Consider the following 19763-nt stretch of genomic DNA (forward strand, 5'->3'; position numbering starts at 1 on the left):
CCGGCGATCGGGCCGCTGGAAGGGACTTTCGACCCGGTACGGCCTGCCGTAGGTAAGAGCCGCCTTTGGGCCGCGGAGCTCGGGACCTCCGGCCCTGGGAAACCCTTTCGGCGGCAAGGTCCCATGGGGAAAAGGAGGAAGCCATGACCGATCCGATCATCGTGGGCACGGACGGCTCGCCCAACGCGCTGGCCGCAGCCGAGTGGGCCGCGGACGACGCGGCCCGCCGGGGGCGCCCGTTGCGCCTGGTCTCCGTTGTCGACCGCTGGGCGTACGGCATCGCGAAGTTCCCGTCGTACGAAGGTGATCCGCTGGCCACGCACGCCGAGCGCGCGCTGGCCCAGGCCGAGGCGGTCGTGCGCAGGCGTCAGCCCGGCGTGACGGTCAGTGCGGAGATCATCGAGGGCCTGCCGGCCAAGGTCCTTCGTGACAAGGCCAAAGGGGCGACCGAGGTCGTCCTGGGCAGCAGGGGGCTGGGAGGCTTCGCCGGGATCGTGGTCGGCTCGGTCAGCACGCACGTGGCCGGTCAGGCCCACGGCCCGGTTGTGGTCGTACGCCCCGGATGGGAGGACACGCACGGGGAGGTCGTCGTGGGCATCGACGACTCCGACGAATGCGAGCCCGCCGTGGCGTACGCGTTCGAGGAGGCCAGGCTCCGCGGAAGCGCGCTTCGCGCGATCTTCGCGTGGCAGTTCCCCGTGCACGCCTTCGCGACCGAGATCACCTACGACATGGACGAGGTCCGGGACGCCCAGCAACGGGCCGCAACCCAGAAGATCGACGTGTGGCGGAGCGACTACCCCGACGTGCCCGTGACGGAGGACGTCCTGTTCGCGCATCCGGTCGACGCGCTCACCGACGCGTCGAGCAAGGCCGACCTGCTCGTGGTCGGGTCCCACGGCCGCGGCGCCCTGGGATCCGTCGTGCTCGGCTCCGTCAGCCGCGCCGTCCTGCACCACGCCCACTGCCCGGTCGCCGTCGTCCGCTCCTGACCCGGTTCCGGCCCGCCGGGCACAGTGACAACACGACAACACGCACAGTGAGAGACGCCCCTGCCATGAGGTTTCGCGTCATCGCGCGCCCGATCGGCCGCCTCGAAGCCCAAGCCGGGCCCGCCCCGGCCGGACGGGCCCGTCTTGAAGGGGGGAGCTCAGCTCTCCGTGCCCGGCTGGCTGCCGGACTGGTCGGAGGGCAGGTCGCCATACTGCTCGCCATACTGCGCGGAGGACTCGGCCGGCTGCTCGCCGAACTCCGCTGACCCCTCTGCCGGCCGGCCGGCGAACTCGGCCGTCTCCTCAGCCCTCTCCCCGGGCTGCTGGACCTGCTGCTCGCCAAGCTGCGCCTGCTCGCCGGGCCTCTCGACGCGGATCCGCCGGCCCTCTTCCTCCTCGGCGGTGAGCTGCACCATGACTTCGAGAATTCCCTGGTCATAGGTGGCCTTGATGTTCCGCTCGTCCGCGTTGGGCGGCAGCGGGATGGAGCGGGTGAACGCGCCGTACCGGAACTCGGTCCGATACGCGTGCCGCTCCTCGTGACGCCGCTCGGCGTGGATGGTCAGAACGCCGTTGGCCACAGTGATCTCAAGGTCCTTCTCGGGGTCGATCCCGGGGAGTTCGGCACGCAGGACGTACCGGCCCTCCTTGACGTAGTCCTCGAACCGGATCGGCTGTCCTGTCACCGGCCGCAGCGCGGCGAGCGGTGCCTCCAGCCAGTCGAAGAGTTCGGGAACGAGCCCTCTCGATTCCCGCCGCATCGGTACGCTCATAAGCCCTACCTCCGTCTTCTCTTGACCTACGCCTCCATCACATCGCCATACGGCATGAGGCACATGAGTCGGAGGTCCCTTGTGTCAGGGCCGTTCGGCCACTGTGCGGGCCTGCTCCGCCGGGATGTCATGAATTCGCAGACCTACCCCGGAGGAGATCGATCATGGCCGGACTCATCGTGGCCGCCGTAGACGGATCCAGGCCCGCTCTGGCCGCAGTCGACTGGGCCGCCGACGACGCCCACAGGAGAGGCGCCAGGCTCAGGATCGTCCACGTGCGGGAGCCGTGGGCCAACGAGCACCCCTTCCACGGCGTCGAGGGCTTCGGCGAGTCGCTGACCGAGCACTGCGAGGGCGTGCTGGCCCTGGCCGCTGACCGGGCCCGGCAGCGCGCGCCCGGCCTCGACGTGACCACGGGCCTCGTCACGGGAGCCGTCATCGAACGTCTCATGACCGAGTCCGCGCGGGCCGGCGTCACGGTCCTCGGGAGCCGGGGCATGGGCGGCTTCGCGGGGCTCGTCCTCGGATCCGTCGGACTGGGACTCGCCACGCACGCGGTCGCTCCCCTGGTCGTCGTCCGGAGAACCCAGCAGACCGTGTACGGCGAGGTCGTCGTCGGCTTCGACGGATCTCCCCATTCCGAGGCGGCCGTGGACTTCGCGTTCGAGGAGGCCAGGCTGCGGCAGGCCCGCGTGCGCGCGGTGTACGCCTGGGACATCCCGATGTTCTCGCCCTTCGCCGTCGGCTACACGCGGGAGATGGGGGAGATCTTCGACCGGGAGTCGAGTGCGGCGGGGCAGCGGCTGGCTCCGTGGCGTGACAAACATCCCGACGTCCCGCTGGTCGAGTCGGCCGTCTGCGGGCACCCGATCCCCGCCCTGGCGGACGCCTCGCGGACCGCCGACCTGGTCGTCGTGGGGTCGAGGGGGCGTGGCGGGTTCGGCGGAGCGCTGCTCGGCTCGGTCAGCCACGGCGTCCTCTACCGGGCGCACTGCCCCGTCGCGATCGTCCGGCCAGGCGAAACAGGGCGATGACCGGTCTGGCGGGTTGTGGGAGCCGGCCTCCCGCCTGTCGAAGGAGATGAGTGTCATGGCACGAGTGCTCGTGGCGTACGGCTCGAAGAGAGGCTCGACGGCGGAGATCGCCGAGTGGATAGGCGCGGCGTTACGGGAGGAAGGCCACCAGGTGGACGTGCTCTCGGCGGATGCGGCGGTCGACGCGCGTGGCTACGACGCCGTGATACTCGGCGGCGCGGTCTACATGGGCTCCTGGCACAGGGACGCCCGGCGGTTCGCCCGCCGCCACGAGAAGACGCTTCAGTCGTCGTCGGTCTGGATGTTCAGCAGCGGTCCCCTCGACCGTTCCGCCGAGGAGAAGGACATCCCTCCGGTGCGGAAGGCGGCCAAGTGGATGGCCCGGCTGGGCGCCATCGGCCACATGACCTTCGGAGGCCGCCTCGCGGCGGACGCGCGGGGATTCCCCGCCTCCGCCATGGCACGGACGATGGCCGGCGACTTCCGCAACCCCGAACAGGTCCGGGCCTGGGCCAAGTCCGTCGCCGGCCAGCTCGGGTAGGTCATGCCTGACGAAGTCCGCCGGCCGCCGCGTATGCCGCCTTATCCATACGCCGATGGGAAGGGGGTTGACTGGCGGGGATCGTGTCGCCACGGTGTTCGAGTCCGATGGCTGGGAGTCCCGATGGTTCGTCGTAGCGGAGGGTCGCGATGAGGTTCGTGCGCGAGAACGAGATCAAAGTCAGCAGGCCGGGACCGGACAGGTTCACGGACGGTGTCTGGGAGGCCCCCGCTCTCGAGGCGGTTCAGCCGGACGGCCTGCGGGCCCAGCGCTTCTCCTATGACCCCGAGGCGCGCTCCGGCTGGCATACGCACGACGGGGAGCAGGCGCTGTACGTGCTGTCAGGACGAGGTGTCATCACGCGATGGGGCGAAAGCAGGGGAACCGAGGTGGGCCCCGGGGACTGGATCCACGTGCAGCCCGGAGAGAAGCACTGGCACGGCGCCGTCGCCGACGACACCCTCGTCCACATCGCCGTCACGGCGAGCGGAAAGACCCACTGGCACGGGCCCGTGTCCGACGAGGAGTACCGCTCCAGCCTCGAATAGTCCCCCGTAGGCGGGCCGCGGTGCGGTGTCGGTGGGCCCGTAGGGGAGCCAGAACCGCGGCGGAGGCAACAATTCCCCCATCGCTGTTCCAGAACTCGGTATGAGCACGCATGCCGCGACCGCCCGCCGGGACGCTGCCGTAGTGGGCAGCCGCTCTGGGCGGCTGGGGAGTTCCGGGGGAAGACGTGAAGCTGTCACAGGTCAGGCCGGCCCTGCTGTCAGCGGCAGTCGCGGTCGCCGTGCTCGGATCGGCGGTGGCCGGATGCGGTGATCAGGGCGGCGGCGCAGGCCAGAAGGTGAACAAGGCTCGACCGAGCACAACACAGAGCGCCGGCCCGGCCAAGAGCGGAGCGGCTCAGGTGCGCAAGGTCTCGGCCAACACCGCGAGCGAGGCGGAGATCGCGGCGGCTCTCAAGGCCGCGAAGGTGCCCAACCCCGGCCGGTGGGCGGATGAGGTGATCGAATATCGACTGTATCCGGCGAACGATCCGACGTTGGCCAAACTGCGGCGGAACCTCGCCAAATACCACCCCGGGGAAGACACGCTGGCAAAGATCATCTCAGCCCTGAAGCCCTGAGGGGTGCGCGTAGCCGTCACATCCGGGACGAGGCCGTGAGAACCGTACGGGGGGATGACGCCCAGCGCCTGGTGCGCCTGGGCCTTGTCGCGCTCACCGTCGTCGACATCGTGGGGACCGCCTTCGAGCTGGCCACTGAGCGACACTGGCGGACCGCCGTGCAACTCGTCCCCTGGGGCGCGCTCGTCCTGCTCGCCCTCACCGTCGCGCTCTACGGTTCGCGGCGCCGCCGAGGGGTCATCGCGTGGATTCGCGGGCTGGCGGGGGTCGTCCTGCTGCTCTCACTCTTCGGGATCTACGAGCACGTGTCGGCCAACTACGCCGCGGGGCCGCTGGACCAGCGGTACGCCACCACATGGGACGCCCTGCCCTGGACCACCCGCTGGTGGTACGCGCTCACCAAGACCGTCGGGCCGTCTCCGCCTCTCGCCCCGGCGACGCTGGCGCAGGCTGCGATCCTCATGCTGCTGGCCACCGTCGGGGAGCGGGGACCCGGGCACGGGCCGGAATGAGCCGCCTGGGGAGGCCGGGGCCGAGCTCCACCGGTCCGTCAGCCGGTGACGATGATGAGGTCGGCGCGTGAGCGGACGTCGTCCGAGGCGTAGTAGCGCTCCTCCTGGGCCGCCCAGCGCGACCAGTGGGGAACGTAGAGGTCGCCGTCACGTGCCAGCGCCCGCTTCCTGCGCACGTCGCCGTCCGCCTCGAGCCACACAAGCCCGCTCAGGTACGGCGAAGCCCGGCCCGCGCCGGAACCGACGCCCTCGATGACGAGCGCGCCGGTGTGGGGCAGCTCGTGCCACTCGGCGTACCGGTCGCGGTCCCAGTCGTAGCGGCGCCAGCGTGCCGTCCGGCCCCGCGCGAGCGGCTGGAGCACCCATTCCAGCAGGGCGTCCATCCCGGGAAGAAGGCCGTCCCACCCGTCGTAGAGGTCGTCCATCCGGATCACCGGCGCGGGCAGCTCGGCCGCGACGGCCGCGGCGAGGGTCGATTTGCCGGCTCCCGAGCGTCCCTCTATGGCGAGGACCCGGGTGTCCCCGGCTCGGGCGGGACGGTCCGTGAGCCACGCCGCGATCTCGGCGGCTCGCGCGTTCACCACCGGCACGTCCCACTTCGGCTCACGACGGGGTCACCCGGCTGCGAGGGGATCCGCGGCGGAGCACCCGAGGTGGGCGAAGCCGGACGCCCCTTGACGGGGGCCCGCGCCCACCCGGGGCCGTCGACGTGAGAAGACGCCGTTAGACGCCCGCGCGGGACGGACGACGGATGCCGTGCTCGGCTGCCTGCTCCTCCCACTCCGCGGTCTCGCGCCCCTTCTCGACGTGGGTCTCCTCGATGCGAAGGGCGACCCCCATGGCGAAGAACGTCGGCGCCCACTCGCCCACGAAGAGGGCCCAGCGGTCCGCCCGGTCCAGCCCGGCCGACTCGTACTCCTTGGAGACGAACCACGAAGCGACTGAGAGGCCGATCGAGGCCATGCCGGCCATGTACATCATGTTGGAGCGTAGCCCCATCCGATGAAGGGTGCTGATCATTTCGTCCCCCTTGTGGTGATTTCTCCCCTTTTATCGATACCCGGCGACCATGTCGTAACACGCCAAGGAGCAGCATGATCAAGCGCATAATCCCGGGTGGAGGGGTAGCGTGATCGCCGGACCCCTGGAGCAGTCGAGGAAGCCGAGGAAGTCATGGAAGTGCTGGGCATCGACATCGGCGGCTCGGGGATCAAGGGCGCTACGGTGGACACCGTCGCGGGCCGGCTCACGCGAGAGCGCTTCCGCATCCCCACCCCGGTCCCGTCGTCTCCCGCGGCCGTCGCCGAGACCGTCAAGCTGATCATGGAGCACTTCTCGTGGAGTGGTCCCGTCGGTGTGACCTACCCGGGCGTGGTGCGGGACGGGGTGATCCGGACGGCCGCCAACGTGGATCGCTCCTGGATCGGCGTCAAGACGAGCGAACTGTTCGGCGAGGGCGTCGCAGTGCTCAACGACGCCGACGCGGCGGGCATCGCCGAGGTCGCCTTCGGCGCCGGGCGCGGCCATGCGGGGGTCGTGCTGATGCTGACCTTCGGCACCGGCATCGGCAGCGCGCTGTTCACCGGCGGCAGGCTGGTGCCCAACACCGAGTTCGGCCACGTGGAGATCCGCGGCAAGGAGGCCGAGCACCGGGCGTCCGACCACGCGCGGGAGGCCCATGACCTGAGCTGGGAGAAGTGGGCCGCCCACGTGGAGGAGTACCTCGTCCACATGCGCGACCTGCTGTGGCCCAGCCTCATCATCGTCGGAGGCGGCGTCAGCAAGAAGGCGGACAGGTTCCTGCCGCTGATCGACCTCGGTGACACCCCGGTCGTGCCGGCCGTACTGCTGAACGAGGCCGGGATCATCGGCGCCGCCATGGCCGCGGCGGCCGGGCACCCGGCTCCGGCGAGCTGAGCCCTGTCTCCCGCGAAACGGACCGTCGGAGCGGACGGCTCCCGAGCGGCACGAGCACCGACCCCCAGCGGCAGCCGTACGGCATCAGCGCCGAGCGCGTCGACGACCATAGTCTCCGGTTCTATTTCGGCCAACTCTGGTAATACCCCTTTTCCCTACTTGAACAGCATGGAATGTTCGTGTCACGATGGCGTCATGACTTCATGGCGAGGACTGACCGAGCGTCGTCACATCGATCTGCTCCGCGTCTGCGGCGCCGCCTGTTGATCGCCGGCTCCACCCCAACCCGGCAGACCGTCATCAGGCAAGGAGAATCGCGAATGTCCCATGTCATCGACTTCGCCGCACGCCAGCGAGAGCAGGGTCACGAGAAGGGCCGCAGTCCGGGTGGCGAGCTGCCGCCGATCGAGGAGGGGACCGTGCTCAGCGTGCTGCCGATCCCCGGAGTCGACGCCGCGCTCGTGATCGTCGGGCACATGGTGCCGATGGAGGGCGGACGGCAGGCGCTCGAAGCCGTCCAGCTCTCGCAGGCGGCCCAGATCGTCCAATCCGCCCAGTTCACAGAGTCCTCCTCCCCGAGCGTTCCGCACGCCCAGGCCGTACGGCAGGGCGAGCGCGGGCAGAGCGTGCACCTGCGGCAGGCCCGGCCGGCCGCCCCGGCGGAGGACGTGGTCATCGACCGCGCGGCACGCGTGGTGCGGGTGGACGGAGAGGAGATCGAACTGACCTTCAGGGAGTTCGAGCTGCTCGACTACCTGTCCTCCGCTCCGGGCCGGGTCTTCAACCGCCGCCAGCTCATGGCGGCGGTGTGGGATCGGTACGGCGACGAGGGCGTGCGGACGGTCGACGTCCACGTGCTCCGGCTGCGCCGCAAGCTGGGCCGCCACGCCGACCGGGTCGTGACGGTGCGGAACGTCGGCTACAAGTACCAGCCGCCGCGCGGATAACCGTCGGGGCGTGATTGGAGGGCGGCGACGGGCGGGGGCCGTCACCGGGGAAGTGCCTGAGCCCGGGGCGGCGCCGGAGAGGGGCGCGCCCCCGGCCGCCCCGGCCGTCCCTACCGGCCGCACGGGTCAAACGATCTTGATGTTCGAAAACGGTTGGCGGAGCGGTGGGGGCGGTTGCCTATCCTTGAGCATGGAATGAACATGCTCGCCGATCTCCAAGGCCGCCTGCCCGGCCTCATGCTGCGTGATGAGCGCAGGCTGCGCCGCCGTATCGACGGCATGCGCAAGGTGCGTGACGGCAAATCACGCCAGGCCGTCGTCCGGGAAATCACCGGCGACATCGAGGCCGCCGAGCGGCGCGTCGCGGCGCGCCGGGAGGCCGTCCCGATCCTCAGCTACCCGCCCGGCCTGCCGGTCAGCCAGCGCAAGGACGACCTGCTCGAAGCGATCCGCGACAACCAGGTCGTCATCGTGGCGGGCGAGACCGGCTCGGGCAAGACGACCCAGCTTCCGAAGATCTGCCTGGAGCTGGGCCGGGGCGTCCACGGGCTCATCGGGCACACCCAGCCCCGCCGGATCGCGGCGCGCACGGTCGCCGAGCGCATCGCCGAGGAGCTGTCGATCCCGCTGGGGGAGGCGGTCGGTTACAAGGTCAGGTTCACCGACCACTCCAGCGACGGGACACTGGTCAAGCTGATGACCGACGGCATCCTCCTGGCGGAGATGCAGACCGACCCGCTCCTGCTGCAGTACGACACGCTGATCATCGACGAGGCGCACGAGCGCAGCCTCAACATCGACTTCATCCTGGGCTACGTCAAGCAGCTTCTGCCGAGGCGGCCCGACCTCAAGGTCGTCATCACCTCGGCGACCATCGACCCCGAGCGGTTCTCCCGGCATTTCGCGGCCTCCGGCACGGGGGAGGGCGCGCCGATCGTCGAGGTCTCCGGCCGGACCTACCCCGTCGAGGTGCGACACCGCCCGATCGAGGAGGACGACGACCAGACGCAGGCCATCGTCGACGCCGTGGACGAGCTGAGCGCCGAGGGACCGGGCGACATCCTGGTGTTCCTCAGCGGCGAGCGGGAGATCCGCGACACGGCCGACGCGCTCAAGGGCCGCAGGGAGGAGGTCCTCCCGCTGTACGCGCGCCTGTCGGCGGCCGAGCAGCACCGCGTCTTCCAGACCCACCGGGGCCGCCGGATCGTGCTGGCGACCAACGTGGCGGAGACCTCGCTGACCGTGCCGGGCATCAAGTACGTCATCGACCCCGGCACGGCGCGGATCTCCCGGTACAGCCACCGGCTCAAGGTGCAGCGGCTCCCGATCGAGCCGATCTCGCAGGCGTCGGCCAACCAGCGGAAGGGCCGTTGCGGCCGGACCTCCGACGGCATCTGCATCCGGCTCTACTCGGAGGAGGACTTCGCCTCCCGGCCGGAGTTCACCGATCCGGAGATCCTCCGTACGAACCTGGCGAGCGTCATCCTGCAGATGACCTCTCTGGGCCTGGGCGACATCGCGGCCTTCCCGTTCGTCGAGCCGCCGGACAGCCGCCAGATCCGCGACGGCGTCAACCTGCTGCACGAGCTGGGCGCGCTGGCGGCCGCGTCGCCGGGCGACAGGCAGGCGGCCCCGCAGCGGGATGCCCGGGCGGGAGCGCAGAGGGGGGCACAGAGGGAGGCACAGAGGGAGGCACAGAGGGAGGCACAGCTCACGCCGCTCGGGCGGAAGCTGGCGCAGCTCCCCGTGGACCCGCGGCTGGCCCGCATGGTCCTGGAGGCCGACAGGAACGGCTGCGCCCGCGAGGTCATGGTCATCGCGGCGGCCCTCTCGATCCAGGACCCGCGCGAACGGCCGGCGGACAAGCAGCAGGCGGCCGACGAGAAGCACCGCCGCTTCGCCGACAAGGAATCCGACTTCCTGACATATCTCAACCTGTGGAACTACATCCGGGAGCAGCAGCGGGAGCTGTCCTCCAGCGCGTTCCGCCGGCTGTGCAAGTCGGAATTCCTCAACTATCTGCGCGTGCGGGAATGGCAGGACATCGACAGCCAGATCCGCCAGGTCGCCAAGACCCTCGGCATCACCCCCAACAGCGTCGACGCCGATCCCCAGCGGATCCACCAGTCGCTGCTGCCGGGCCTGCTGTCGCACATCGGCGTCAAGGACGTCGAGGCCAAGCGCAGGCAGGACGGCCAGCGGCGGCCCATGACGGAGTACATCGGCGCCCGGAACGCCCGGTTCGCGATCTTCCCGGGGTCGGCGCTCGCGAAGTCACAGCCCCAGTGGGTCATGTCGGCGGAGCTCGTGGAGACGTCGCGGCTCTGGGCCCGGGTCAACGCCAAGATCGAACCGCAGTGGATAGAGGCGCTCGCCCAGCACCTCGTCAAGCGCACCTACAGCGAGCCGCACTGGGAGAAGGACCAGGCCGCCGTCGTGGCCCTGGAGAAGGTCACCCTGTACGGCGTGCCGATCGTGACCGAGCGCAAGGTCAACTACGGCCGGATCGACCCGGAGCTGAGCCGCGAGCTGTTCATCCGCCACGCCCTGGTCGACGGCGACTGGCGGACCCACCACAGGTTCTTCCACGACAACCGCAAGCTGCTGCAGGAGGTCGAGCAGCTCGAGGAGAAGGCCCGGCGCCGGGACATCCTCGTGGACGACGAGACCCTCTTCGACTTCTACGACGAGCGGATCCCCGCCGAGGTCGTCTCCGGGCGCCACTTCGACAGCTGGTGGAAGAAGACCGCGGCCACCACGCCCGACCTGCTGACGTTCACGCCGGAGATGCTGGTCAACTCCAGCGCCGGGGTCAGCGCCCGCGACTACCCCGACGCGTGGCGGCAGAACGGGCACCGCATGCGGCTGACCTACCGGTTCGAGCCGGGCGCCGCCGGGGGAGCTGCCGCCGGGGTGGCCGGCCGAGGTGCCGACGCGGCGGCTGACGGGGGAGCGGGGGGCGTGGCCGACGGCGTGACCGTTCACATCCCGCTCGCCGTGCTCAACCAGGTCGACCCCGCCGGCTTCGACTGGCAGATCCCCGGCCTCCGGGAAGACCTGGTCACCGCGCTCATCAGGTCGCTTCCCAAACCGCTGCGGCGCAACTTCGTCCCCGCGCCCAACTACGCGAAAGCCGTACTCGAACACGTGGAGCCCGGCGGCGAGCCGATCCTCGGCGCGCTGGAGCGGGAACTGCACCGGATGACCGGCGTGACCGTGCCGCGCGAGGCGTGGGCGCTCGACCAGGTGCCCGAGCACCTGCGGATCACCTACCGGGTCGTCGACGACCGGAAACGGACGGTCGCCGAGGACAAGGACCTGGAGGCGCTCAAGCGCCGCCTCGCCCCCAAGCTGCGCGCCACGCTGTCGAAGGCGGCCGACGACCTGGAGCGCGACGGCCTGCGGAGCTGGACCATCGGCACGCTGCCCAAGGTCTTCGAGCAGGGCAGGATGCGGGCCTATCCGGCGCTGGTCGACACGACGGACAGCGTCGCCGTCCGGATGTTCGAGACGGAGGCCGAGCAGCGGCGGGCCATGTGGGCGGGCACCCGGCGGCTGGTGCTGCTCAATGTGGTGAGCCCCGCGAAGGCCATCCTGCGCGGGCTCGCCACCGCCCAGAAGCTCGCTCTCAGCCGCAGCCCGCACGGGAGCGCCCCCGCGCTGTTCGACGACTGCACGGCCTGCGCCGCCGACAAGCTGATCGCCGAGGCCGGGGGACCGGCATGGGACGAGGCCGGCTTCGACCGGCTCCGCGATCACGTGCGGGCGTCGCTGTTCGACACGACCGAGGAGGTCGTCTCCAGGGTCGAGCGGATCCTCGCGACCTGGCACACCGCGCAGAACGGCGTCGACGGCCTCGCGGAGGCCGTCGCCGACATCCGCTCCGACATCAAGGAGCAGCTCGGCTCGCTCGTCTACCCCGGCTTCGTCACCGCCGCCGGCTACGCCCGGCTGCCCGACCTGCACCGCTACCTGCGGGCGGTCGAGCGCCGCCTGGAGAAGCTGCCCGACGACCCCCGCCGTGACCGTGAGTGGATGCACAAGATCCACGATGTCGAGGACGACTACCGCGACCTGCTCGACCGGCTGAAGCCCGGCGACCGGGACGCGAAAGCCGTACAGGACATCCGATGGATGATCGAGGAGCTGCGCGTGAGCTTCTTCGCCCAGCAGCTGGGCACGCCGACCCCCATCTCGGAGAAGCGCATCCGCAAGGCCATCGACGCGATCTAGCGGAGGTGAGCCCCGTCATGGCGCCGCCCCGGCGGTAGGTCGGCGGTGCCGTCCGTAGGCACGGTGTCGGCCGGGTGTTCCGGCCGGCCGTGACAGTCGCGGTCCGGTGAGGCCGCGTTCGCGGCCCTTCGCGGGCGCGGTGGTCTCTGGCACGGTCTTACGCCGGCCTCCACGCCCACCCGCCCCCGCGCCGAACCGCCCCGCCGTACCCCGCCCGGCACTATCTCCCCAGTGCGCCGCCGATGAGGGCGCGGGGGTCGGCGGCTCCCGCGAGCACGCCGGACGGCAGCACGTCGATCAGGTGGGCGTGCCCGAAGTTCGACCCGTACGGCACGGCCGCCACGGTGTGGCCGCGCTCCCGCAGACCCGCAGCCCAGGGGGCGCCGTCCTCGACCTCGACGACGGCCGCCTCCGGCCACGTGCCGAACCCCGTGTCGCCGGTCGTCAGCGCCCAGCGCGGCGCGCCGATCACCTGACCGGCGTTCTCCCCGTGGCCCAGGAGCCGGGTGACGAGCTGCAGAAGGATCTGCGGCTGGGCGTCGCCGCCCATCGTGCCGACGACCGACCGCAGCGAGCCGCCGGGCCCGGTGATCAGCGCCGGTGCCAGGGTGTGCGGGGGCCGCCTGCGCGGGCCGTACTCGGCGGGGTGGCCTGGTGTGAGGTTGAAGCCGATGCCGCGGTTGTGCAGGTTGATCCCGGTGTTGGGCTCGAAGAGGAGGCTGCCGAAGCCCGCGGCGTTCGACTGGATGAGCGACACGCCCATGCCGTCGCCGTCGACGACGCACAGGTAAGTCGTGTCGCCGCGCGCGCCGTGGTCGTGGAACGCCGTACGGCGCTCCGGGTCGATGAGCGCCCGCCGATCGTCGGCCGAGCCGAGTGGAGCGACGGCGCCCTCGTGCAGCACGTCGAGGCGGTCGTGCCCGGCGGCCCGCGCGGACTCCACGAGCAGGTGCGCCCAGCGCGGGTCGGCCGGGTCGTCCGGGAGGTCAAGCTTGGCGATGATCGCGAGGGCCAGCAGCAGAAGGTAGCCCTGGGAGTTCGGCGGGATCGTCCACACCCGGTGGCCGAACGCCTCGACCTGGAGGGGCTCGACCCAGTCGGCGTTCGGCCGGGCCAGGTCCTCCGGGACGTACTCGCCGCCGCCGAGCGCGAGCAGGCCCTCGCCGAACTCGCCCTCGTAGAAGGCCGCCCGCCCGCCGGAGGCGAGCGCTTCCAGCGTCCGCGCGACGCCGGGACGGCGGATCACGTCACCCGGCTGCCTGGCGGCGGCGAAGTCCCCGGCTCCGGGGAGCGACCCGATGAACTCGCCGCCGGGAGCGAGGAACGGCGAGGCCGGGAAGCCGCCCCTGGCGTGCCGTACGGCCGGAGCGAGAAGGTCGCCGAGCGGCAGCCGGGCGTAGCGCTCGTGCAGGGCGATCCACCCGTCGGCGCACCCGGGCACCGGGACCGACCGGATGTCCTGCAGGTGCGGCATCCGGTCCCGGCCCTCGGCCCGGAGCCGCTCCGGGTCAGCCCCCGAGCCGGACCGGCCCGACGCGTTGAGCGCGGCCGTCGAGCCGTCGTGGACCAGGGCGAACAGGTCGCCGCCCAGCCCGCACATGTGCGGAGCGGTGACGGTGAGCACGGCGTTGGCCGCGATCGCGGCGTCGACGGCGTTGCCGCCCCTGTCCAGCATGGCGACTCCCGCCGCTGAGGCCAGGTGGTCGACGGTGCACACCATCCCGTTCACGGAAAACCGAGTCTCGCTCATGGATGGCGACTCTACGACGGGGTGAAAGCCTCGCTTGGGCCGCCCTAGAGTTGCTCCAGAGGAGAAATAGTGACGAATGCGGAGGAACCACCGTGGTCCGGGCGCTGGTGTTCGACGTGGGCGAGACGCTGATCGACGAGACGCGGATCTGGGGGCGCTGGGCGGACCGGCTCGGAGTGCCCCGGCTGACCTTCATGGGCGTGCTCGGAGGCATGGCCGCGCTCGACCGGCCGCACGGGGACGCGTTCGAGCTCATCCGTCCGGGCATCGACGTGGAGGCCGAGATCGCGGCCTGGCGGGAGGAGGACCCGGAGGGCCTCCGCGAGAACTTCGACGCGGAAGACCTCTATCCCGACGTACGGCACAGCCTCGCGGCCCTGCGCGACGCCGGATATCAGCTCATCGTCGCCGGCAACCAGCCGCCGCAGGCCTACAGCGCCCTCGTCGCGATGGACCTGCCCGTGGACGCCATACACACATCGGCGGCCTGGGAGGTGGAGAAGCCCGACCCCGGGTTCTTCGCCAAGGTCGCGGCGGTGGCCGGGTGCGCCACAGGGGAGATCCTCTACGTGGGCGACCGGCTCGACAACGACGTGCTGCCCGCCAAGAGGGCCGGCATGAGGACTGCCCTGCTTCGGCGAGGGCCCTGGGGCTTCCTCCACGCCGAGCGGGTCGACGCCGCCGAGGCGGATCTCGTCGTGGACGGCCTCGCCGACCTCGTCGCCCGTCTCGCCTGACCGTGGCGCCCTGACCGTGGCGCCCAGCGCCAGAGCGCTCGCCACGTTGTACGGCGGGCTCCTGTCCGGTGAGATCGTCGGGAGGGAGGCGTTGGACCGGTACACCGAGGTGTGGAGCGAGGGAGACGACGAAGTCCTTCTGGGCCGGACGCGCTTCGGCCTGGGGTACATGCTGCCCAACGAGATGCGTCCCTTCGCTCCCAGCCCACGCGCGTTCGGGCACAGCGGGTCGGGAGGAGCGCTCGGCTTCGCCGACCCGGACGCGGAGATCGCCTTCGGCTATACGCCGAACCGTCTCATCTTCAGCCCCTCCGGCCCCGACCCTCGATGGACCCTCATAGTCGGCGCGCTGTACGGATGCCTATGACCGCGCCCCAGACAACCCAAGCGTCGACAGCCCCGGCAGCCCAGGAGCCCGGCCAGGCAGCCCAGGAGCCCGGCCAGCCGGGGCCCGGCACCGGCGCCTCCGGGGGCGCCCTACTGCTGCTGCTTCTTCGCCTTGATGGCCTTCAGCAGCTCGTCCTTGGTCATCTGCGCGCGGCCGGGGATGTCGAGCTCCTCGGCCTTCTCCAGCAGCTGCTCCTTGGTCCGCACCAGGGGCTTCGGCGGAGTCTGGAGCTCCTCGGCCTTCCGCCGGCTGAACACACGGCCCAGCTCCGCGAGCTTCTCGGGGGGAAGTGCCTTCGCCAGGTCGGGGAGAATCTCGGTCTCTTCCTCCTGCACGTGGTGCGAGACCGCCTCGACCATCTCCTGGAGCAGCGTGTCGAACTCCGGCCCGTCGGGGTCCGCCTGGAGCAGCGCGCTGAGGATCTCCTCGGCCTCGTGGTGCTCCTCCTCGCCGTGGTGGACCTCCTGCCTGTCCTCCGGCCGTGCCTTGGCGAGCGCGGAGTAGACCTTGTCCTCCTCCGCCCGCGCGTGCGCGATGAACTTCGCGGCCAGCTCCGCCAGGAGTGCCGGGCGGTTCTCCGGCATCTTCTGGAGCCGCTCGAAGAGCGATTCGACATCGCGGTGATCGGCCGTGATCAGGCTGATGACGTCCGTTGCCATGGTTCCTCCTCGGGGTGGAACCCCGGCACTACCCGGCTCGGGGCGGCTCACACCGCCCGCGAGTCCCCCTGTCCAACAGGGACCCCAGCATTCGGATGGGCGGGTCCGAGCCGGCAGGGTCAGCCGACCTTGGCGAGTAGGCCGTTGTACTTCAGGACGCCCAGGTCGTCGTTCCACTCGTAGGCGAGCGTCGCGCCCTTCGTCGTGAGGTTCACTGTGCCCGGGACGCAGTCACCTGCGTTTCGGAGCAGGAAGGTCGCCTCCGAGCCGGTCGCGCCGATCAGCGTCAACGTCCCGTCGCAGGAGTTGGCCGGCTCCTTCCACCTTCCCTTGTCCTGCCCTCGCCGCAGCACGATCTCGATGTCGTACTCGTCCGTGAAGCCCGCGGGGGTCGGCGTGATGTGCCCCCGCCAGGTGCCGGCGAACGCCGCCGGAATGGTCGCGCCCTTCCCCCCGCCGCCGGTGTCGCCGGTGGTCGTGTCCCCGGTGCTTTGTGTGCTCGCCGGAGTCGCCGTGCCGTCCGCTGTGCCGGTCGCCGTGCCGTCCGCCGTGTCGGTCGCGGTGCCGCTCGCGGTGGGCGTCTTCGCCCCGGCGGAGGACGCGGCCGACGGCGCCGGCGAACTGGCGGCAGCCGTACCGGACGAGGGCAGCAGGCGGGGCACGAGCAGCGCGGCGGTGACCGCGAGAGCGGCCGTGGCGGCGGCTGTCCCGGTGATGACACCTGCCCGGGATTTACGCCGCGTCAGCCGCGGCTCGGTCGCCGGCGCCCCATGGCCCGTCAGCTGACTCGCGGGCGGCCCCGTCCAGTGTGCGCCGGGCTCGCCACCCGGATGACCGGACGTCTGCTCGCCTTGGTAACCCGTCCGCTGCGCTCCGCCGTGACTCGCGGGCTGTACGCCCGGCCGCCCCGCCGGGCCGGGGGAGACGGCGGCCGCCGTGCCCGCGCCAAGCGGGTCGCGGGCCGAGCCCACGAGCTCAAGGAGCAGGTCGCGGGAGGTCGGCCGCGCCGCCGGATCCTTGTCCAGGCAGCGCTCCACCACCGAGCGTAGGGACGCCGGCACGGCGGACACGTCCGGGTGGGTCGTCATGATCCGGTGCAGGACCGAGGCCACGCTGTCGGCCCCGAACGCCGGGCGTCCCGTGGCGGCGAAGACCATCGTGGCGCCCCACGCGAACACGTCGGACGCGGGGGACGCCGGATGCCCGGCGATCTGCTCGGGAGCGAGGTAGGCGGGGGTGCCGATCGGCCCCGCCGTAATGGTGTCGCTCTCGCCCTGCCGGGCGATGCCGAAGTCCACCACGCGCGGGCCGTCGGGCCCGAGCAGCACGTTGCCGGGCTTGAAGTCGCGGTGGACGATCCCCGCCCCGTGGATGGCCGCCAGGGCCGTGGCCGTACCGACCGCGAGCCTGTCGAGCTCGCCACCCCGCAACGGACCGCCCGTGGAGACCCGCTGCTGCAGGGATGGCCCGTCGATGAACTCGCTCACGACGTACGGCTCGCGCCCCTCGACGACGGCGGTGATCACGCGGGCGGTACAGAACGGGGCGACGCTGCGCATCGCGTCCAGTTCGCGGGTGAGCCGCTCCCGCACGGCGGGATCGAGCCCGGCCTTGAGGATCTTCACCGCGACCGGCTCGCCGCCGGGGGTGTGCCCGAGGTAGACGACTCCCTGGCCACCCTCGCCGAGGCGTCCGTTCAGCCGGAACTCGCCGAGCGCGCGCGGATCATCCGGGTCCAGGGGGGCGACCATGGGTCATACCGTAGCGATCGTGACCGCCGTCCGGTACGGCTGAAGCCGCCGGGTGCGGCTCAGAGCTGCCGGAGATCGACGGCGTAGGCCAGCTGTCGGCGTCCGGCGTCGCTCATGTGCAGGTGGTCCCCGTGGTCGTACGCCGCGGCGAGCTGCTCGGGGATCTCGGGGTCGCGGACGGCCTTGTCGAAGTCGGCGACCCCGTCGAAGGCTCGGCTGGTCCTGATCCATCTGTTGACCTGCTGGCGGATCTCCTCCCGCTCCTCCGTCCAGGTGCCGAAGCCGTAGAACGGCGTCAGCGTGCCGCCGATGACCCGCAGCTTCCTGGCGTGCGCCAGCTTGATCATCTTCCGGTACGCGTAGATCAGCGGCTTGGCCGAGGTGTAGTAGCCGCGGGAGATGTCGTTGATGCCCTCGTAGATGACGACCGTCCGCACGCCCGGCTGAGAGAGGGCGTCCCGGTAGAACCGGTGGAGGCCGCTCGGACCCACGTTCGGGTAGAGCATTCGATTCCCTGCGATTCCGGCGTTGAGGACACCCATCCTCCTCGGCGCGGAGAGCCGTACGACCCGGTGGTAGAGGTAGTCGGTCCACCGGCGGTTGGCGTCGTTGCTCTGGCCGGTGCCGTCGGTCAGGGAGTCGCCGAACGCGACGACCGACCCGACGGCGGGTGCGGCCTCGACGGCGATGCGGTCCAGGAAGTACCACTGGTTGCTGGTGTAGCTGAACCCGTCCGCGGTCTCGTCGGCCGCGTAGTCGCCCGGCTCGGACAGGAACGTCGTCGCGTAGGCCCGGTCGTGGCCGGTGACCCCCTGGACGTTGGCGGGCACGTACAGGCTGACCACCACGTTCTGGCCGCCCGAGACCTTGCCGGGGAGGGGGTCGCTCCAGGCGGCCCGCCCACGCGGCACGGTCACCGACTTGTGGCCGCCGAAGGTCACCGGCTGGTTGGTGTCCGTGAGGATCTCCGCCCCGTACGCCTGGATGCCGACGTGGACGCTCTTGAAGGTGACGGGCGCGGCCCCGAACACGTTCGACAGGCGGATGCGCAGGTCGGCCCCTCCGACGCTGGTGTGCACGATCATCCGGACGGTCTGGCCGCCGATGGCCGTCATCAGCCGGTCGCTCGCCGCCGTCCACGTGCCGACCAGATGGCTCGCGGGCTTCCGGGGGGCATGGGCGCCCGCCTCCGCCGGGGCGGCGGGGAGCATGGCCGCCAGCGACGCGGCGAGAGCCAGGGCGATCACGGTCAACCGGTGAGCCGGCCGTGCCATCCGATTCCTCCAAGAATGTGAACCGCGAGGGTTGTGGCTTCGGGGTGAGCGGCGTGCTCGGCGTGCGCAGGCGGAACGGCGTCCGCGACGCCTTACCTTACGGCTGTTTTGCCAGTGGCAGCGGAGAATGAGACTCACCTGTGTAAACCCGATCGCCTCGGCCTCGATCGCGCACGGCCCAGGCGGGTCCGTCGCCGATGACAGCCGGCGGCCACGCCGTCGTCATCTGGCGGTCCATCGCGGCGGATAGGCTCGTGGGCGATGAACGAACAAGAGCGTTGGATAGTCCTGGAAGGCGCGGTCAACGTACGGGACCTCGGCGGCCTCCCCACCACCGACGGAGGGACGACCCGGTTCGGGCGGATCCTGCGGGGTGACAACCTCCAGGGGCTGACCGGCAGAGATGTCACCCAGCTCGTCGCCGATCTCAAACTGCGGCACGTGGTCGACCTCCGGTCGGACGCGGAGGTCCGGCTGGAGGGGCCCGGACCGCTCACCCGGATGCCTGAGCTCGGCATCCACCACCTCAGCCTGTTCTCCGAGGGCGGCCGCTTCACGGACGTCGAGGCGGACACGATCGACGACCGGGCCCTGCCGTGGCAGGACGAGCGTGAGGACGAGGCCTTCGCGGAGCTGCGCGTCACCGGCTTCTACTACGGCTACCTGCGCGACCGCCCCGACTCGGTCGTGGCCGCGCTGCGGGTGCTCGCCCGCGAGGACGGCCTGGCGCTGGTCCACTGCGCGGCGGGCAAGGACCGCACCGGGGTCGTGAGCGCGCTGGCGCTGGCGGTCGCGGGGGTCACCCGCGAGGCGATCATCGCGGACTACGTGGCGACCGGCGAGCGCCTGGAGAGGATCCTGGCGAGGCTGCGGGCCAGCGAGACCTACCGGGCCGACCTGGACTCCAAGCCCACCGACAGCCACCTCCCCCGGCCCGAGTACATGGCGCAGTTCCTCGCCACGCTCGACGACAGGTTCGGCGGCCCGTCCGGCTGGCTCGACGCCCACGGCTGGACCTCGGAGGACACCGAGGCGCTCCGCTCCCGGCTCCGCCACTAGTGACCCGGCCACCCACCCGTCGCCGTGATCATGCAGGGTTTCCCGGGAACCTCGGAGACGTGGGGCTTCC

The 19763-nt window shown here is 71.2% G+C and carries 19 protein-coding genes; 12 read left to right on the plus strand and 7 right to left on the minus strand.

Going from position 1 to position 19763, the window contains the following annotated elements; all coding sequences use genetic code 11:
* The first annotated feature begins 143 nt into the window (after positions 1 to 143).
* Positions 144 to 992, plus strand: a complete 849-nt coding sequence (locus N5079_RS13330) for a universal stress protein (RefSeq protein ID WP_261583963.1) — start codon at positions 144 to 146, stop codon at positions 990 to 992.
* A gap of 158 nt (positions 993 to 1150) precedes the next feature.
* On the opposite strand, the gene N5079_RS13335 is transcribed toward N5079_RS13330, so the two are convergent.
* Positions 1151 to 1765, minus strand: coding sequence for an Hsp20/alpha crystallin family protein (locus tag N5079_RS13335; protein ID WP_261583964.1), 615 nt, complete (start codon positions 1763 to 1765; stop codon positions 1151 to 1153).
* 164 nt (positions 1766 to 1929) lie between these two features.
* Between N5079_RS13335 and N5079_RS13340 the strand changes: the two genes are divergently transcribed.
* The 5 genes from N5079_RS13340 (at position 1930) to N5079_RS13360 (ending at position 4978) form a co-directional block, all read left to right on the plus strand.
* A complete protein-coding gene (locus N5079_RS13340) occupies positions 1930 to 2799 on the plus strand; it encodes a universal stress protein (RefSeq protein ID WP_261583965.1) in 870 nt (289 codons plus the stop codon).
* 55 nt (positions 2800 to 2854) lie between these two features.
* Positions 2855 to 3340 (plus strand): flavodoxin domain-containing protein, encoded by a 486-nt coding sequence (locus N5079_RS13345; RefSeq protein WP_261583966.1) that lies wholly within the window; start codon positions 2855 to 2857, stop codon positions 3338 to 3340.
* Between the two features lie 149 nt (positions 3341 to 3489).
* On the plus strand, positions 3490 to 3888 hold the full coding sequence (locus N5079_RS13350; protein ID WP_261583967.1) for a cupin domain-containing protein: 399 nt from the start codon (positions 3490 to 3492) through the stop codon (positions 3886 to 3888).
* A 239-nt stretch (positions 3889 to 4127) separates the two neighbouring features.
* On the plus strand, positions 4128 to 4466 hold the full coding sequence (locus tag N5079_RS13355; RefSeq protein WP_261583968.1) for a hypothetical protein: 339 nt from the start codon (positions 4128 to 4130) through the stop codon (positions 4464 to 4466).
* Between the two features lie 35 nt (positions 4467 to 4501).
* Positions 4502 to 4978, plus strand: a complete 477-nt coding sequence (locus N5079_RS13360; RefSeq protein WP_261583969.1) for a hypothetical protein — start codon at positions 4502 to 4504, stop codon at positions 4976 to 4978.
* Between the two features lie 38 nt (positions 4979 to 5016).
* On the opposite strand, the gene N5079_RS13365 is transcribed toward N5079_RS13360, so the two are convergent.
* Entirely contained in the window at positions 5017 to 5562 is a 546-nt protein-coding gene (locus N5079_RS13365; protein ID WP_261583970.1) for a phosphoribulokinase, read from the minus strand.
* Positions 5563 to 5701: 139 nt separating this feature from the next.
* A complete protein-coding gene (locus tag N5079_RS13370) occupies positions 5702 to 5998 on the minus strand; it encodes a hypothetical protein (protein WP_261583971.1) in 297 nt (98 codons plus the stop codon).
* Between the two features lie 153 nt (positions 5999 to 6151).
* Here N5079_RS13370 and ppgK point away from each other — a divergent pair, with 153 nt between their 5' ends.
* The 3 genes from ppgK to hrpA all read left to right on the plus strand — a co-directional run bounded on the left by ppgK (position 6152) and on the right by hrpA (position 12075).
* Positions 6152 to 6895 carry a polyphosphate--glucose phosphotransferase gene (ppgK, locus tag N5079_RS13375; RefSeq protein WP_261583972.1) on the plus strand — a complete coding sequence of 248 codons (744 nt, stop codon included), beginning with the start codon at positions 6152 to 6154 and terminating at the stop codon, positions 6893 to 6895.
* 320 nt (positions 6896 to 7215) lie between these two features.
* Complete coding sequence (locus N5079_RS13380; RefSeq protein WP_315967826.1) at positions 7216 to 7842, plus strand: winged helix-turn-helix domain-containing protein; 627 nt, start codon at positions 7216 to 7218, stop codon at positions 7840 to 7842.
* A gap of 195 nt (positions 7843 to 8037) precedes the next feature.
* The gene (hrpA, locus tag N5079_RS13385; protein ID WP_261583973.1) at positions 8038 to 12075 is read left to right on the plus strand and encodes an ATP-dependent RNA helicase HrpA; all 4038 of its coding nucleotides are present in this window, start codon (positions 8038 to 8040) and stop codon (positions 12073 to 12075) included.
* A 220-nt stretch (positions 12076 to 12295) separates the two neighbouring features.
* Here the strand turns inward: hrpA and N5079_RS13390 are convergent, their stop codons facing one another.
* Positions 12296 to 13825 (minus strand): gamma-glutamyltransferase family protein, encoded by a 1530-nt coding sequence (locus N5079_RS13390; RefSeq protein WP_261583974.1) that lies wholly within the window; start codon positions 13823 to 13825, stop codon positions 12296 to 12298.
* A gap of 92 nt (positions 13826 to 13917) precedes the next feature.
* Here N5079_RS13390 and N5079_RS13395 point away from each other — a divergent pair, with 92 nt between their 5' ends.
* Together N5079_RS13395 and N5079_RS13400 are read left to right on the plus strand one after the other, a co-directional pair.
* Entirely contained in the window at positions 13918 to 14562 is a 645-nt protein-coding gene (locus tag N5079_RS13395) for an HAD family hydrolase (RefSeq protein WP_261583975.1), read from the plus strand.
* Between the two features lie 10 nt (positions 14563 to 14572).
* A complete protein-coding gene (locus N5079_RS13400; protein ID WP_410007785.1) occupies positions 14573 to 14929 on the plus strand; it encodes a serine hydrolase domain-containing protein in 357 nt (118 codons plus the stop codon).
* A 110-nt stretch (positions 14930 to 15039) separates the two neighbouring features.
* On the opposite strand, the gene N5079_RS13405 is transcribed toward N5079_RS13400, so the two are convergent.
* The 3 genes from N5079_RS13405 to N5079_RS13415 all read right to left on the minus strand — a co-directional run bounded on the left by N5079_RS13405 (position 15040) and on the right by N5079_RS13415 (position 18634).
* Entirely contained in the window at positions 15040 to 15609 is a 570-nt protein-coding gene (locus tag N5079_RS13405; protein WP_261583976.1) for a hemerythrin domain-containing protein, read from the minus strand.
* 119 nt (positions 15610 to 15728) lie between these two features.
* Positions 15729 to 17360 carry a serine/threonine-protein kinase gene (locus N5079_RS13410; protein WP_261583977.1) on the minus strand — a complete coding sequence of 544 codons (1632 nt, stop codon included), beginning with the start codon at positions 17358 to 17360 and terminating at the stop codon, positions 15729 to 15731.
* 59 nt (positions 17361 to 17419) lie between these two features.
* Positions 17420 to 18634: an SGNH/GDSL hydrolase family protein gene (locus N5079_RS13415; protein WP_261583978.1), complete on the minus strand. Its 1215-nt coding sequence runs from the start codon at positions 18632 to 18634 to the stop codon at positions 17420 to 17422.
* Between the two features lie 261 nt (positions 18635 to 18895).
* On the opposite strand from N5079_RS13415, the gene N5079_RS13420 reads away from it, so the two are divergent.
* Positions 18896 to 19693, plus strand: a complete 798-nt coding sequence (locus N5079_RS13420) for a tyrosine-protein phosphatase (protein ID WP_261583979.1) — start codon at positions 18896 to 18898, stop codon at positions 19691 to 19693.
* The last annotated feature ends 70 nt before the right edge of the window (positions 19694 to 19763 follow it).

This window comes from Planotetraspora sp. A-T 1434 (assembly GCF_025420585.1).
Taxonomy (GTDB): domain Bacteria; phylum Actinomycetota; class Actinomycetes; order Streptosporangiales; family Streptosporangiaceae; genus JAOEGB01.

Excerpts from the sequence above, each read along its gene's own strand:
- N5079_RS13330 (WP_261583963.1), top strand. The coding sequence starts at position 144 with ATGACCGATCCGATCATCGTGGGCACGGACGGCTCGCCCAACGCGCTG.
- N5079_RS13335 (WP_261583964.1), bottom strand. The coding sequence starts at position 1,765 with ATGAGCGTACCGATGCGGCGGGAATCGAGAGGGCTCGTTCCCGAACTC.
- N5079_RS13340 (WP_261583965.1), top strand. The coding sequence starts at position 1,930 with ATGGCCGGACTCATCGTGGCCGCCGTAGACGGATCCAGGCCCGCTCTG.
- N5079_RS13345 (WP_261583966.1), top strand. The coding sequence starts at position 2,855 with ATGGCACGAGTGCTCGTGGCGTACGGCTCGAAGAGAGGCTCGACGGCG.
- N5079_RS13350 (WP_261583967.1), top strand. The coding sequence starts at position 3,490 with ATGAGGTTCGTGCGCGAGAACGAGATCAAAGTCAGCAGGCCGGGACCG.
- N5079_RS13370 (WP_261583971.1), bottom strand. The coding sequence starts at position 5,998 with ATGATCAGCACCCTTCATCGGATGGGGCTACGCTCCAACATGATGTAC.
- ppgK (WP_261583972.1), top strand. The coding sequence starts at position 6,152 with ATGGAAGTGCTGGGCATCGACATCGGCGGCTCGGGGATCAAGGGCGCT.
- N5079_RS13380 (WP_315967826.1), top strand. The coding sequence starts at position 7,216 with ATGTCCCATGTCATCGACTTCGCCGCACGCCAGCGAGAGCAGGGTCAC.
- hrpA (WP_261583973.1), top strand. The coding sequence starts at position 8,038 with ATGAACATGCTCGCCGATCTCCAAGGCCGCCTGCCCGGCCTCATGCTG.
- N5079_RS13390 (WP_261583974.1), bottom strand. The coding sequence starts at position 13,825 with ATGAGCGAGACTCGGTTTTCCGTGAACGGGATGGTGTGCACCGTCGAC.
- N5079_RS13405 (WP_261583976.1), bottom strand. The coding sequence starts at position 15,609 with ATGGCAACGGACGTCATCAGCCTGATCACGGCCGATCACCGCGATGTC.
- N5079_RS13410 (WP_261583977.1), bottom strand. The coding sequence starts at position 17,360 with ATGGTCGCCCCCCTGGACCCGGATGATCCGCGCGCGCTCGGCGAGTTC.
- N5079_RS13415 (WP_261583978.1), bottom strand. The coding sequence starts at position 18,634 with ATGGCACGGCCGGCTCACCGGTTGACCGTGATCGCCCTGGCTCTCGCC.
- N5079_RS13420 (WP_261583979.1), top strand. The coding sequence starts at position 18,896 with ATGAACGAACAAGAGCGTTGGATAGTCCTGGAAGGCGCGGTCAACGTA.